Origin of the sequence: Leifsonia sp. ZF2019, from assembly GCF_019924635.1 — a bacterium.
Classification (GTDB): domain Bacteria; phylum Actinomycetota; class Actinomycetes; order Actinomycetales; family Microbacteriaceae; genus Leifsonia.
The window spans coordinates 1,375,496-1,389,424 of the sequence record NZ_CP065037.1 but is presented as its reverse complement, the minus strand read 5'-3'; the positions used below and the strand labels follow the sequence as shown (position 1 = coordinate 1,389,424).

The window sequence follows — 13,929 nt, the reverse complement described above, 5'->3', positions numbered from 1 at the left end:
GGGGGATTCCTTCGCGACGGTGGGAGGGAGGGGTGGGGTGCGCGATGCGATCGGCGCGGGTCAGTGCGCGGGCACGGAGTCCGCGTGCGCCGAACAGTGCGCCAGGCCGCCGTGGGTGGTGGGCGCGGAAGGAGCGGTGGATGCGTCGTGCACGATCTCGCCGCCGACGATGGTCAGGTCGGCCCGCTGGTCGAGCAGGCCGGCCGGGTCGGCCTCGTGGGTGTAGAGGTCGTCCGACCACGCGACGAGGTCGGCTTTCGCGCCGACGCGGATGACGCCGAGGTCGCAGTCGGCGTGCCACGCCCAGGCCCCCTCGCGCGTGTAGCCGCGGAGGGTGTCGTCGAGGGTGAGGCGTTCGCCGGGGGTCCAGGAGTCGCGGCCGTCGAGGCCGGCGCGGGTGAGGGCGGAGTAGAAGCCGACCAGCGGGTCCATCTCCCCCACCTGCCAGTCGCTCGACAGCGCGACGTGCGCGCCGGAGGCCATGAGCGAGCGGATGCGCCAGGCGCGGTCCCAGCGCTGCTCGCCGACGTTCTCCATCCAGGTTCCGGCGACGAGGTCGGGCGAGCAGTGCCGCGGCTGCATCGCGGCGGTGATGCCGAGGGCGGCGAAGCGCGGCAGGTCGTCGGGGTGCAGGCATTCGACGTGCACGATGCCGTGGCGGCGGTCAGAGGTGCCGTTGGTGCGGGCAGCGTGCTCGATCGCATCCAGCGCCAGGCGGATGCCGCCGTCACCGGTCGCGTGGGTGTGCGTCTGGAAGCCGAGGCGGTCGAGCTCGGTGACGATGCGGGTGAGCTCCCCGACCGGCGCGCTCGGGTGCCCCCGATGGCCGGGCTGGTCGGCGTAGTCGTCGAGCATCCACGCCGTGTGCGGCTCGATCACGTCGTCGGCGTACAGCTTGACCGGCCCGAAGCGCAGGCGGTCGTCCAGCGGGGCGGAGTCGACGGCGTCGCGCAGGTCTCGGCGGAAGGCGGCGTCGGCGTCGATCGGGTGGAACAGCGCCGTGATGACACGGGAGCTGAGCCGTCCCTCCGCCCGCGCCCGGAACATCAGGTCGATCTCGGCGAGCGGCACCTGCGGCTCCACCACGGTGGTGATGCCGCTGGCGGTCGCGAGCTCGAGACTGCCGACGAGCTTGCGGTACCGCCGTTCGGGCGAGTACATCGGGATGTCGCGCTGCAGCCCGGTGAGACCCCCGCTCGTCATGGCGCTCGTGTAGAAGTCGGTGACCCCGCCGGTGGGGCTGCCGTCGGCGCGTCGTTCCGGCCTCCCCCACGGGATGTCGCCGCCGTCGGCGATCCCGAGCACCTGCATCGCCTTCTCGTCGAGCCAGACCGAGTGCTGGTCGTACGTGGTGACGAAGATCGGGCGGTCGGTGAGACCGGCGAGGTCGTCGGCGTCCGGGCGGCGGCCGCTGACGATCGAGTAGACGGCGTTCTCGGCGCAGATCCAGTCGAGGTCTGGGCGGCGCTCGGCGAGCTCCCGGATGCGGCGGCGCACCTCCTCGAGGGTATCGGCGCCCTCCAGGCTGACCGCATCCTGGTCGAAGCCGAGCAGGAGGTGGTTGTGGCTGTCGATGATGCCGGGCGTGAGGGAGGCGCCGCCCAGGTCACGGGTCTCCCGGGCCTCCGGGGCGTCCGCGATGGTGCCGACGTAACTGATCCGTCCGCCGGTGATCCCGACGGCCTGCGCCCGGGGCTGGGCGTCGTCGAACGTGCGGACGGACGCGTTGGTGAGGAGCAGGTCGGTCACGGGAATCCCTCTCGGCGGTGAACTGGATAATTCTTTGACGCCAGTGTCAAAGAATTCCGAAAGCGTCTCACGCCGATCGGCTAGTGTCAACTGATGGCCCGCCCCCGCAAGCAGGATGAACGCCGCGCCGACCTCGTCGAGGCGGCGCTCACCGCCGTCGGCGAGCACGGCCTCCGGTCGCTGTCGCTGGCGGACGTCGCGGAGAAGGCGGGGCTGACCCGCGGCGCGATCCTGTACTACTACGAGGACCTCGACGCCCTGCTCGTGGAGGCGCACCGCGCCGGCCTGGAACGGTTCTGCGACCACCGGGACGAGGTGGTCCGTGGGATCGCGGAACCACAGCTGCAGCTCGCCGCGGCGATCCGGGAGGGGCTGCCGAGCGGCCCCGACGACGCCCTGATGCGGCTGCTGTACGAGTTCGATGTGCTGGCCGGCACGTCACGACTGCACGACGAACTGGTCGAGCGGATGTACCTCCGCCAGCTGGCGACGTACACGGGGATCCTGGAGCGCGGGGTGGCCGTGGGGGTGTTCGCGCCGCGGCTGGACGTGGCCGTTCTGGCGATGAACCTCGTGGCGCTGGAGGATGCGTACGGGCTGCACATCGTCGCCGGGAACAGCCTGATCACGGTGGAGTCTGCGGAGGCCGCGATGGTCGCGGCAGCGGAAGGGCTGGGGGCGGGGACGCGGGTGTGAGCCACCGCGGACACCCGCGCCCCCAGAGCGATCCGGTCACCCCGCCACGATGGTGCGGCCCCCGATGGAGCGCGACGTACGGACAAGCAAGCTGGCTTGACGAGCGACGAGCTCACATTCGTCAGGCGCACCGGGGATGACACCTTCCATCACAGTGACGGCGATCGTGGTTGAAGTCTCGGAAACAACCGCGCGGGTGCCGTAGCAGTCCGGTATCCCGGCGACGAAGTAGACCCTGACCTCGGTATCCGACACCACCTCGTAGCGCGTCAATTCGAGGGGTCTCTCATCCGCGAGGTCCTTCCTGGGGGCATCGTCGCCGTCCCCCGTGAGGCGGGTGGCCGCGGGATACTCACCGGCCGCCGTGCAGCCTCCGAGCAGGAGAGCGGAGAGCAGGGCTCCCGCGGAAAGGATCCCGCGGAAGCCCCGGCGGCTCAGTGCGCACTTCTTGGACGTCGTCATCACCAGTCGTTGTTTGCGGCGTTGTAGAGTCCCACGATGCGGGAGTCGAGATAGGGGCCGGCAATGTAGGACGTGCTGCCGACCGGCCCGAAGGAGTTGATCGTCCTGATGCTCCCGAGCCCCGTGGAATTGCTGTAGTTCGCTAGCCACGGGCCACCGGCTGCATCTCCTCCATAGCTGCTATGTAAACATACAGATCTTTAGCGCGGAACATAAGTATCTGCATCTTTGCCCTAACCATAGGGTTGCGATCGCCCTGCGTTTTTCGGGAACTGTGTCGATCCGCCCCTGGCTCGATCGTCATCCCAGTGTCATCATCGAACGATCCGGAAGGGCACGACCCATGCGCTACACGATCCTGATGCACTACCCCGAGATGGCCGCGAGCGGCGAACTCGACGAGGCCGCTCTCGCGGAGGGCATGGCCGCTTTCGCGAAGTACGCGCGAGATCTCCACGCCGCGGGTGTGCTCCGCTCGGCCGAGGTGCTGCAGCCGTCGTCCGCAACGACGACGTTGCGCGTGACCGAGGCGGGCCCGCAGATCCAGGACGGCCCGTTCGCCGACACCAAGGAGCAGCTCGGCGGTACGGTCGTCATCGACGTCCCCGACCTGGATGCGGCCCTCGACTGGGCGAAGCAGGCGCCGTCCGCCGCGTGGGGCCCCGTCGAGGTGCGCCCGACCGCGACGTACGTCGTCGACGGCGAGTGGGTCTCCGCCCCATGACCGCTGCGGATGCGCGGGAGGTCGCCGAACGCACCGCCCGCGCATCCTACGGCCGGCTGGTCGCGATCCTCGCAGCCCCGACCCGCGACCTCGCCCTCGCCGAGGACGCCCTGGCCGACGCCTTCGAGCGCGCCCTGACCACGTGGCCCCACCGCGGCATCCCCGACAACCCGGAAGGCTGGCTCCTCACCGTCGCCCGCAACCGCCAGCGCGACGTGTTCACCTCGGCGGCCCGCCGCACGTCCGCACCATTGGAGGAAGGAGACGGCGTGATCGACATCGACGCAGCCTTCCCCGACCTCGACGCCATCCCGGACAAGCGCCTCCAACTGCTGTTCGTGTGCGCGCATCCCGCGATCGACGTCGGCATCCGCACGCCGCTCATGCTGCAGACCGTCCTCGGGCTGGACGCTGCGCAGATCGCGCGGGCTTTCGCTGTGCCGTCGTCGGCAATGGCCCAGCGGCTCGTGCGGGCGAAGCGACGCATCCGCGATGCGGGCATCCCCTTCACCGTGCCGTCGCGCGACCAGCTGGGCGAGCGGCTTCCCGCCGTGCTGGAGGCGATCTACGGCGCCTTCGCGATCGACTGGGACAGCACGAGCGAGACGTCACTTGCCGGAGAGGCGCTCTACCTGGCGGTGACCCTGGCCGCGCTGCTCGGCGACGAGCCGGAAGCGTTCGGGCTGGCGGCGCTGATCGCACTCTCGTCGTCGCGGGCAGCCGCTCGTGAGCTCGACGGGGTGTTCGTCCCGCTCGATGCGCAGGATCCGGGGCTGTGGGATGCGGGCCTGATTGCGGAGGGCGAGGCGTATCTGAGGCGTGCGCATGAGCTAGCGCAGGCGGCGCCGCTGGCCGGCCGCCGCTTCCAACTCGAAGCCGCGATCCAGTCCGCGCATGTTGCGCGGTACTTCGGCGTGGAGACCGATTGGCCGGCGGTCCGAGCATTGACGGCGGCACTTGTGGAGGTGTCTCCCACGCTTGGCGCGCGCGTCTCGCTCGCCGCAGTGACCGCGCGTCTCGACGGCGTGGCGGCCGGGCTCGCTGCCCTCCGTGACATCCCCACCTCGTTCGAACCAGCCCGGCGACTTCGGGCAGCACTGGAAGAGGACGCGTCTGGGGCATGAAGCGCGTCTCGGCCAACGCGTACGTCCGCGGATCGCACTCTGGTCAGGGAGCTCCGCCGATGATGGGTCCTCTCACCACGCGTGGCTACGCTGCGTTCGGGTCGACCCCGGACAGCCGGACGAGCCCCGGGGCACCCTGAGCCACCTCGACGTACAGCACAAAGGTCCGACCTGCGGCATGGTCGTCAGCCCACTCGATTGCTTCCTGGACCGAGCTGACACCCGACAGTCGCCACTCATCGGACGCGCCGCCGAGATCGTGAAAATACACACGATATGCCGGGTGAGAATCCTCCCAGGACATGTCGCGGGGATCGACCCGGTCAGCGTCGACAGTCACCAATCTCCCGCCCTTCGTTTTTGCTGATACTTATCCAGTGTGCCAGGCGCAAGAGATTGCTCGCGCGGTTCAGCGCAGCCTCTCACGCAGGACTGCACCGCGACGCGATCGTGATCAGATGGCCGCGAGGAACGGGTCGATGACGGACCACGTCGCCTGGGGAGCCTCGAGGTGGGGCAGGTGGCCGGCCGCCGCGACCTCGGCGAACGCGGCGCCCGGGATGGCATCCGCGACGGACCGACCGTAGGCCGGGGTGACGATCCGGTCGCTGGCGCCGTGAACGACGAGGGTCGGGACCGCGATCGCCCCCAGCCGCGCGAGGAGCGTCGGGTCGCTCATCGCGGTGCCTGCGACGGCGGCCATGGCCTGCCCGTTCGACCGCTGCAGGGCGCGCTGCTCCTCGGTGAGGGTGGCCGGGTCGATGTAGCCGCGGTCGGGATCATGCCATGCCGCCTGGGCGAGGCCCCGGGCGTCGAGCGCGAAGAAGTCGGCGATCGGCTCGCCGTCGACGACCGCACCGACGCCGTCGATGTCGACCACCGCCCCCACGACACCCGCGTAGCGCGCGTCCGCGGCGGCGTGCAGGGCCATCTCCAGCGCGATCCACCCGCCGAGGGAGGATCCGACGAGCACGACATCGTGTTCGCCCCGCTCGCGCAGCTGGTCCAGGTAGTGCGTCGCCAGCGCGGAGACGGAGTCGATCCGCCCAGGTCGGGGCGTACCCTCCCAGCCCGGGTGCGTCGGGGCGATGACGCGCATGGCCCCAGAGAGATGCTCGGCGATCGGGGCGATCGTCCGGGGTCCGCCCCCACCATGGAGGACGAGTGCGGTGCGGGTCGTGGGCTCGGAGGCGACCATCTGCTGCTCCTATCTAAATATGTTTATATACGCGTGTTGATAAGGTAGCACGATGACGACGGATCTCGAACTGCTCGGCCGGGCGATCAAGCAGGCGCAGTACCGCAACCACCGGACCATGGACAGCGCCCTTCGCGATGCCGGGGTGACGCTCGTGCAGTGGGATGCGCTCCGCGCGATCGAACATCTGCCCGGAGCCTCCGGGCACGCGCTGGCGATGGCGACCTTTCAGAGCGACCAGGCCTTCGGCACACTCGCCGGCAGGATGGAGGCTCGCGGATTGATCGAGCGCGCCCCCGGGCACGGACGCCGCCTCGACTACACCCTGACGGAGGCCGGCCGAACCGCCCTCGAAGAAGGGCACCGCATCGCCGCCCGCGTGCTCGAGACCCTGTTCGCTCCGCTAGACGAGCCGGAGCGCGCCCTCCTCGCCACGACGCTCACCGCCTTGGTCGGAGACTGAGGGCCGCCCTCCCGCCCCGTGCACCCCTGACCGCGCGCCTCAGGGAGCGCACATATGTCGCTGGTCCTGTCGTCCTCGTTCCGGCGGCGACGGGTCAGCCCGGGCCGTCGCTGGTCGCAGCGAGGAGAGCGGTGATCACGTCGCCGATCGGCGTCGGGATGTCGTGGGCACGACCCAGACGGGAGACGACCCCGTTGCGGATCTCCCATTCGAGCGGGCGGGACGCCTCGCGATCGGTGAGGATCGACGTGCTCATGTCGGCGGGGAACGATCGGAAGCCGGCGAGGATCTCGGCGGGCACGCCGTCATCGAGTCGCGCACCCTCGGCGCGAGCAACGGACAGGCATTCGCGGAGGTAGGCGAGGGTCAGGTCGGCGATATCGGGCCGGGTGTACATCCCGGCCCGTCGCCCCGTCAGCGCCATCAGTCCGGCGGCCGCGTTCTGGAGCAGCTTGCGCCAGGCGATGGAGAGGAAGTCGTCCGCGATCTCCGTGCTGCAGCGCGAGCCGTGCAGCACGGCAATGACCCGCTCGGCCGCAGTCGCGCGCGGGAGGGTCAACCGGGCGTCGCCGCGCAGAACCACCGTGCCATCGGGGTGCGCCTGCGCGGGGAACCACACCACGGCGGGCACGATGGCCGCCCCCTGAGGCACGTGCGGTGAGACCATCGCGATCTGCTCCACCCCGTTCTGCAGGACGCAGACCACGGTCTCCGGCCCGCACAGCGCCCGCAACCACGGCGCCGCCGACTCGATCTGCGTGGCCTTGACCGCGAGGAAAACGATGTCGGCCGGGCCGCCCACCTCGGCCGCGTCCGTGACCACCGGCCCCGGCACGGCGATACGCGCGTCCGGCGCGACGAGTTCGAGACCCGTCCGCGCGGTCCGACCATACAGTCCGGGCGTGATGCCGCGTTCGTACAGCGCTGCGGCGACCGTCGTACCGATCGCGCCGGGCCCCACGACGGCGACCGTGGGCACGGGTCGCGTCTGCATCGGTGTCGCCATTCCGAGTCCTCCCACGGGTGCGCTCTCCTCCCAGGGTATCGGGCGCCGCCGTCTCCACCCGAGCAGTCCCGGCCGCGAGGTACACGACCGTGCGGCGCTCGACGTGCGGTCCCGACGCATTTGTTATTGAGAACTATTCTCATCTAGGCTGAGGGCGTTGAAAGAGGTGCCCTTGGTCCCCATCCCGCGAAGAGCACTCGTTGTCTTCCTCTCCCTGTCCGCCGCCCTCCTGGTGACACTCGTGCTCTCGCTCGGGACGGGCGCGGTGCCGCTGTCCCCGGGAGCGGTGCTGTCCGCCATCGCCCGCGGCCTCCTCGGCGGCGACACGAGCGGCGACGTCGCGGCGCAGGTCGTCTGGTCCGCGCGGCTGCCCCGGATCCTCATGGCGGCGGTTGCCGGCGCCGGGCTGGCATTCGCGGGCGCCGTGCTGCAAGCGCTCGTGCGCAACTCGCTCGCCGACCCCTACCTGCTGGGGCTGAACTCCGGCGCCTCGGCGGGGGTCGCCATCATCGTGCTCGTCGTCGGCTCGGGAACGGCCCTCGCCGTCTCCGGAGCCGCGCTGGTCGGCGCAGTGCTGACTGTCGCCCTCGTGCTCGCGCTCGCCGGCGCCGGACGTGCGCGGGGTCCTCATCGGATCGTGCTCGCGGGGCTCGCCGTAGGCTACGCCCTCAGCGCTGTCACGAGCCTGCTCCTTTTCCTGTCCGATTCGCCCGAGGCCGCGCGATCCGTGATGTTCTGGCTGCTGGGCTCGCTCGCCGCCGTGCAGCCGACGATGATCGTCGCCGTCGCCATCGCGGTGGCCCTCGGGCTGGCCGGTCTCGTCCTGATCAGCGGTCGGATCGACGCCCTCGCCTCGGGCGACGACTCCGCGATCGCGGCGGGGCTCGACCCGAAGCGCTCCCGCTTCGCGATCCTCGCCGGCACCTCCGCCGTGGTCGGCGTCATCGTCGCGGGCGTCGGCGGCGTCGGATTCATCGGCCTGGTCGTGCCGCACCTGGGCCGCGCCCTGGTGGGGGCTCGGCATCGCCGGCTCCTCCCGGCGTCCGCGCTCATCGGCGCGATCCTCCTCGTCGCCGCCGACACGGGTGCGCGCACGCTCCTCGCCCCGCACGAGATCCCCGTCGGGGTGATCACGGGCGTGATCGGCGCCCCCGTTCTGCTCACTCTCCTCGCACGCGGCGGAAACGACCGACCGCGTTCCGCCGCCACGTCCCGCCCCCGCTCACCCGCAGAAAGGCCCGCATGAAAACCCACCGTCCCCTCGTCACTCGTCTGGCCGCCGGAGCGCTGCTCGGCGCCGGCCTGGGCGGCGCGCTCCTCGGCTGCGCCGCCCAGGCGCCGAACTCCGATGCCTCCCCCGCCTCCGGGGGCTTCCCCGTCACGATCGAGAACTGCGGCACCGAGGTCACGATCCCGGCGAAGCCGAAACGCATCGTGATGATCAACAATGACGAGCTCGCGAACCTCGAGGCGCTCCAGGCCGTCGACCGCGTCGTCGCCGTGACCGCCGCGCCGGCGCGCGGTCTCTACGAGAAGAGCACGATCGACGCGATCGACGCGATCACTCCGCTCAGCACCGAGACGGGCCCCACGGGAGGCTCGATCGTGTCGCAGGAAAGCATCATCGGGGCCGAGCCCGACCTGGTGATCGCGCCGGAGAACGCCGTCGACCGCGCCTCACTCGCGAGCCTCGGCATCCCGGTCTTCTCCCCCACGGCGTACTGCGACGACCCACCCGCCGAGTACACCCAGCGCGCGTCGTTCGATCGCGTCTGGAGCGAGCTGAAGGCCCTCGGCACGGCGCTCGGCGCAAGCGATCTCGCCGATCAGGCCATCGCCGGCTCCCAGGCGCAACTGAAAGCCCCGGCGTCCGAGGCGGGGACCGCCGCCGCCCTCTACGTCTCGTCCGGCGGCGTCGTCTCCCCGTACGGCGGGCCGAGCATGGTCACCCCCGTCTTCGAGGCCGCAGGGCTCACCAACGTCTACGCCGCATCGACCGAGCGCGTGTTCGACGCGAGTCTGGAAGACATCATCGCAAAGGATCCGAAGACGATCGTCCTGCTGTACAGCGGCGACGACGACAAGGCGGCCGTCACCGCGTTCCAATCGGTGCCCGGTGTGCAGGGCCTCACGGCGGTGAAGGAGCATCGGGTCCTCACCCTCCCGTTCCCGTACACGGATCCGCCGACGGTCCTGAGCGCCAAGGGGCCGTCCGTGCTCGTCGAGCAGCTGAAGACGCTGGATTGATCACGGCCCATGGTCTCGCCGTCCGCCGAGCGGGGAGATCCGTGCTCCACGACATCGATCTCACGGTGGAGGACGGCGAGGTGGTCGGCGTGGTCGGCCCCAACGGCAGTGGCAAGTCCACGTTGCTCCGGTCCCTGATCGGCGCGCATCGTCCCCACGCCGGCTCCGTCCTCATCGACGGTGTCGACATCGCGACGGCCTCCCGGCGCTGGATCGCTCGGCGCACGGTGTTCGTCGGGCAGCTGCTGGAGTCGGATCCCGCCCTCCGGGTCAGCGACGAAGTGTCGCTGGGCGGGATCGCACACCACGGCTCGTGGCGCGCGCAAAGCCGCGCCTTCGAGCCCCGGATCGAGCGCGCCCTCGACATCGTCGGCCTCCACGACCAGGCCCATGACCCGGTCGCGAGGCTGTCCGGAGGGGAGCGGCAGCGCGTGCAGATCGCCCGCGCCATCGTGCACGGAGCACCCCATGCCTTGCTCGACGAGCCGACCAACCACCTCGACATCCGACACCAGCTCGAGCTGATGGCGCTGCTGCGCAGGATCGCTCCGACCGTGGTGATCGTGCTGCACGACCTCGAGCTCGCCGCGCGCACGTGCGACCGCCTGGTGCTGCTCTCCGAGGGCGAGGTCGTCGCCTCGGGATCCCCGCGCACCGTGCTCGTGCCTGCGCTGCTCGACCCGGTCTACCGGGTCCGGTCCGCAGTGCACACCGACGCCGCGGACCGGGCGCACCTCACCTTCCGCCTGCCGGAGGCCCCGGCCCCCTCCGACCCATCGCTCTCATGAAGGAGAACCTCACCATGACATTCACCTCGACCACCACGACCGCGATCGACTACCTGAAACGCTGGGACGCGCAGCAGACCGCCTACATTCGCCACCGCGACCTCCGGTTCGCCGCCATGGCCCGCATCGTCTCCGATCTCTCCCGCGACACCACCCGCCCACGCATCCTGGATCTCGCGTCCGGACCCGGCTCGCTCGGACGAGCCCTGCTCGACGAGATCCCGCACGCGAGAGTGGTGATGGCCGACAAGGATCCCGCCCTCCTCGCGATCGCAGCCAACGCGCACGCCGGGGACGACCGCGTGGAGATCCTCGAAACGGATCTGGACGACCCCGGCTGGACGGCGGCTCCCGTTCTGGCCGAGCCTTTCGACGCGATCGTCAGCACCACCGCGCTGCACTGGCTGCGACCGGAGACGCTCGTTCGCGTGTACTTCGAGCTCGCCGGAATGCTCCGCCCGCAGGGGGTCTTCCTCAACGGCGACCACCTCGCATTCGACGCGGTCTCCGCGCCGACGCTGCACGCCCTCTCCTCGCGCGACGACGAACTGCAGCAGAAGGCCGCCTTCTCCTCCGGCACGGAAACCTGGGACCAATGGTGGGCCGCCCTCGGCGCCGACCCCGACTACGCGGAAGCGATGCGGGCGCGCGAAATCGCCTGGGGCGGCCCTCTGGACACCCCACCGCCCAAGGTCACTCTCGGCTTCCACATCGAGGCACTCCGCTGCGCCGGCTTCACCGAGGCCGGAACCGCATGGCAGTACCTCGACGACTACATCGTCTCCGGGATCCGCTGAGGGGGCGTGGGGAGTTGGGCGCCGTTCGGGAGGTGAACTGCGGCTGCGCACCACCCTCGGCGGCGCCCTCTCCGTGCAGCAGGCAGCGCAGTGCCCCCTCGACGTGCAGCTCACCATCCGGCTCGGCGGGCGCACCTTCACGGAGTCCGACCTGCCCGACCTCGCGGTTGACGGAACGCTTTCCCAGAGAAGGTCCGGGCCACGCTCCGCGAGATCAGCAGACGCTCTTCGAGCGCATCCTCATCCACCAGGACGACGTGAGCGGGCACGACAGACATGCGTCTCCTTGTTTCGGCCGCGCTCGCCGAGCCGAGTCAAGGACGGGGTGCAGGAGGATCCTCCTAGCGAGTGACGCGCGTCGTCCGCTGCGCCGATTTACCCCGACCGTGCGCCCAATAGCCTCGCAGAGGTGACATATAGCGAATCCTCTTCACCGACGGCCAGCCCCGTCCCGTCCTTGCGAGCTATCGCTCCGCTCGTCGTCGTCGCGCTGGCCGCAGTCATCGCGCTCGTCGCTCCGTTCCCGAGCCAAAGTCTGAGCGTCATCGTCACGCGGGCGGCCGCATCCGCCGGCTTCGCAGTCCCCGGAGTGGAGTTCCTCGCGGACGGACTCCTCGTCGCCCTCGCGGCATTCGCGGCGGCAGTGCTGCTGCACGCGTGGTGGCGGACGCCGGAACGCCGCGCCCTCGTGATTGCGGGAGGCACGGCAGTGGTGCTCGCGTACCTCGGCAGTGAGGCGGGCAAGGCTCTGTTCGCGCAGGAGCGACCGTGCACGCGATGGCCTTCCGCGGGGGCATGCGACACCGCGGACTATTCCTTCCCTTCCAACCATGCGACGCTGGCATTCGCCGCGACATGTGCCATCGCCATCGTGGGCGGGCGGCTACTGTGGGCGACCACCGCAGGGGCACTTGCGCTCGCAGTTGCGGCCGGACGCCTGCTCGAGGGAGTGCACTATCTTCATGACGTCGCGGCCGGCGCGATCTGGGGGCTCATTGTGCCGACACTGCTCATCCTCACGGTCGCGATTGCGCGCACGCGGGTCTGCCCCCGCAACTGATTCGCCCCTGAGTCCCCGAGCGTCGCCGAGCCGCTTCGCGCTCCGGCTGCAACGCACGTCGCCACGGGCTGCACCCCACCGCTCCCCCGAACGCCGCCTGCACGCTGCGCGTTTGACGTCGACCTTGTCTATCTCTTCTCAAACAATTCATCGACCGCTATGACGGCCGACCGAGCTCGGCAGATTCTGGCGGCCGAAGCGGGCGACACTCCGCCCCGACCGTCGATTCGTACGACTTACCCATCGCCGAAGGCGGCGCGACGGAACCCGCGGGCCCGGTGCTCGTCAGGGAGGAAAGGCCCCTTGCCGAACACCTTCTCGCGCAGGGTGCCCTCGCGGTACTCCGACTGCATCAGCCCGCGCTTCTGCAGCACGGGAGTCACATGGTCGACGAAGTCCTCGAACGAACCGGGCGAGACCACGTACTGCACGTTCATGCCGTCGACGCCGGCGTCGTTCCAGGCCTCGACGTGGTCGGCGATCTGCTCCGGCGTGCCCACGACCCGGAGGTTGCCGAACCAGCGGACCAGCTCGCCGATCGTGTACCGGGGGTTCGGTGACATCGCGATCAGCTTGCCGACAATGCCCTCCTGGCCTTCCGGCCGCTTCGCGATCTCGCCGATGGGCTCCTTCGGATCGAGCTGGCTGAAGTCGTAGCCGAGGAAGACGCTCTGCTTGGCGAGGTTGGCGTCGATGCTCTGGAAGTCGGTGATCTCCTCGTGCAGCCGCCGCGCCTCCTCCTCTGTGCTGCCCACGACGAAGCCGAGGATGCCGAACAGCTTCACGTCGTCGGCACGGCGACCGTGGCGCACGGCCGCCGCGCGCACATCCCGGACCACCGGCTCGGCCTCCTGCGGGCTGAGCGCGTTGATGAACAGTCCCTCGGCGTTGCGCCCGGCGAAGTCGCGGCCGCGCGGCGAGACCCCGGCCTGGATGAGGAACGGCGTGCGCTGCGGCGACGGCTCGGTCAGGTGCGGCCCCACCACGTCGTAGAACGGACCCACGTGATTGATCTCGTGGATCTTGGCGGGGTCGGAATACTGCTGGCGCGCCGTGTCGCGGACGACGGCGTCGTCCTCCCACGACGCCTCCCAGAGCTTGTACACGACGTCGATGTAGTCGTCGGCCCGCGCGTACCGGTCCTCGTGCTCGGGCAGACCGCCGAAGCCGAGGTTGCGGCCCGCCCCGGGCAGGAAGGTGGTCACAATGTTCCACGCGATCCGGCCGCGGGTGAGATGGTCCAGCGTCGACATCTTGCGCGCGAACGCGTACGGCGGTTCCTGGAGGATGTTCTGGGTCAGCACGAAACCCAGGTTCTCCGTGGCGTACGCGAGCGCCGGGATGAGCTCGCCCGGGTCGTTGATGGGGAACTGCATCCCGCTGTACACCGCCCGCTCCCGCGAGCCCTCGAAGGTCTCGTACGGCGCCAGCACGTCGGCGAAGAACAGGGTGTCGAAGCGACCGCGTTCCAGCAGCTTGGCGACATCAGCCCAGTAGTGGACGTCGTTGTACCGCAGCTGTTCGCTTCCCGGCCACGCCCACATCCCCTGGTCGTGGTGCGAGACGGAGAAGATGTTGAAGGCGTTGAAGATCATGCGCTGCCGGTCGGCCATGC

The 13,929-nt window shown here is 70.1% G+C and carries 14 protein-coding genes; 9 read left to right on the top strand and 5 right to left on the bottom strand.

Annotated elements, in window-relative coordinates; genetic code table 11:
* Positions 1-60 precede the first annotated feature (60 nt).
* Positions 61-1,749: an amidohydrolase gene (locus IT072_RS06790; RefSeq protein ID WP_223360195.1), complete on the bottom strand. Its 1,689-nt coding sequence runs from the start codon at positions 1,747-1,749 to the stop codon at positions 61-63.
* Between the two features lie 93 nt (positions 1,750-1,842).
* On the opposite strand from IT072_RS06790, the gene IT072_RS06785 reads away from it, so the two are divergent.
* On the top strand, positions 1,843-2,445 hold the full coding sequence (locus tag IT072_RS06785; protein WP_223360194.1) for a TetR/AcrR family transcriptional regulator: 603 nt from the start codon (positions 1,843-1,845) through the stop codon (positions 2,443-2,445).
* Between the two features lie 36 nt (positions 2,446-2,481).
* On the opposite strand, the gene IT072_RS06780 is transcribed toward IT072_RS06785, so the two are convergent.
* Complete coding sequence (locus tag IT072_RS06780; RefSeq protein WP_223360193.1) at positions 2,482-2,907, bottom strand: hypothetical protein; 426 nt, start codon at positions 2,905-2,907, stop codon at positions 2,482-2,484.
* A gap of 343 nt (positions 2,908-3,250) precedes the next feature.
* Here IT072_RS06780 and IT072_RS06775 point away from each other — a divergent pair, with 343 nt between their 5' ends.
* Together IT072_RS06775 and IT072_RS06770 are read left to right on the top strand one after the other, a co-directional pair.
* Positions 3,251-3,631: a YciI family protein gene (locus tag IT072_RS06775; protein WP_223360192.1), complete on the top strand. Its 381-nt coding sequence runs from the start codon at positions 3,251-3,253 to the stop codon at positions 3,629-3,631.
* Positions 3,628-4,755 (top strand): RNA polymerase sigma factor, encoded by a 1,128-nt coding sequence (locus tag IT072_RS06770; protein WP_223360191.1) that lies wholly within the window; start codon positions 3,628-3,630, stop codon positions 4,753-4,755. The genes IT072_RS06775 and IT072_RS06770 overlap by 4 nt, the downstream gene beginning before the upstream one ends.
* Positions 4,756-5,209: 454 nt before the next feature.
* Here the strand turns inward: IT072_RS06770 and IT072_RS06765 are convergent, their stop codons facing one another.
* Entirely contained in the window at positions 5,210-5,953 is a 744-nt protein-coding gene (locus IT072_RS06765) for an alpha/beta fold hydrolase (protein ID WP_223360190.1), read from the bottom strand.
* Between the two features lie 52 nt (positions 5,954-6,005).
* On the opposite strand from IT072_RS06765, the gene IT072_RS06760 reads away from it, so the two are divergent.
* Complete coding sequence (locus tag IT072_RS06760; protein ID WP_223360189.1) at positions 6,006-6,416, top strand: MarR family winged helix-turn-helix transcriptional regulator; 411 nt, start codon at positions 6,006-6,008, stop codon at positions 6,414-6,416.
* Between the two features lie 94 nt (positions 6,417-6,510).
* Here IT072_RS06760 and IT072_RS06755 read toward each other — a convergent pair whose 3' ends face one another.
* The gene (locus IT072_RS06755; RefSeq protein WP_223360188.1) at positions 6,511-7,410 is read right to left on the bottom strand and encodes an oxidoreductase; all 900 of its coding nucleotides are present in this window, start codon (positions 7,408-7,410) and stop codon (positions 6,511-6,513) included.
* A gap of 184 nt (positions 7,411-7,594) precedes the next feature.
* Here IT072_RS06755 and IT072_RS06750 point away from each other — a divergent pair, with 184 nt between their 5' ends.
* From IT072_RS06750 to IT072_RS06730, 5 genes are all read left to right on the top strand, one after another.
* Complete coding sequence (locus tag IT072_RS06750; protein ID WP_223360187.1) at positions 7,595-8,668, top strand: FecCD family ABC transporter permease; 1,074 nt, start codon at positions 7,595-7,597, stop codon at positions 8,666-8,668.
* Positions 8,665-9,669, top strand: a complete 1,005-nt coding sequence (locus tag IT072_RS06745; RefSeq protein WP_223360186.1) for an ABC transporter substrate-binding protein — start codon at positions 8,665-8,667, stop codon at positions 9,667-9,669. The genes IT072_RS06750 and IT072_RS06745 overlap by 4 nt, the downstream gene beginning before the upstream one ends.
* 41 nt (positions 9,670-9,710) lie before the next feature.
* Positions 9,711-10,457: an ABC transporter ATP-binding protein gene (locus IT072_RS06740; RefSeq protein ID WP_223360185.1), complete on the top strand. Its 747-nt coding sequence runs from the start codon at positions 9,711-9,713 to the stop codon at positions 10,455-10,457.
* A gap of 14 nt (positions 10,458-10,471) precedes the next feature.
* Positions 10,472-11,254, top strand: coding sequence for a class I SAM-dependent methyltransferase (locus IT072_RS06735; RefSeq protein WP_223360184.1), 783 nt, complete (start codon positions 10,472-10,474; stop codon positions 11,252-11,254).
* A 457-nt stretch (positions 11,255-11,711) separates the two neighbouring features.
* Entirely contained in the window at positions 11,712-12,314 is a 603-nt protein-coding gene (locus IT072_RS06730) for a phosphatase PAP2 family protein (RefSeq protein WP_223360183.1), read from the top strand.
* A 236-nt stretch (positions 12,315-12,550) separates the two neighbouring features.
* Here IT072_RS06730 and IT072_RS06725 read toward each other — a convergent pair whose 3' ends face one another.
* Positions 12,551-13,927 (bottom strand): LLM class flavin-dependent oxidoreductase, encoded by a 1,377-nt coding sequence (locus IT072_RS06725; RefSeq protein WP_223360182.1) that lies wholly within the window; start codon positions 13,925-13,927, stop codon positions 12,551-12,553.
* Between the last annotated feature and the right edge of the window lie 2 nt (positions 13,928-13,929).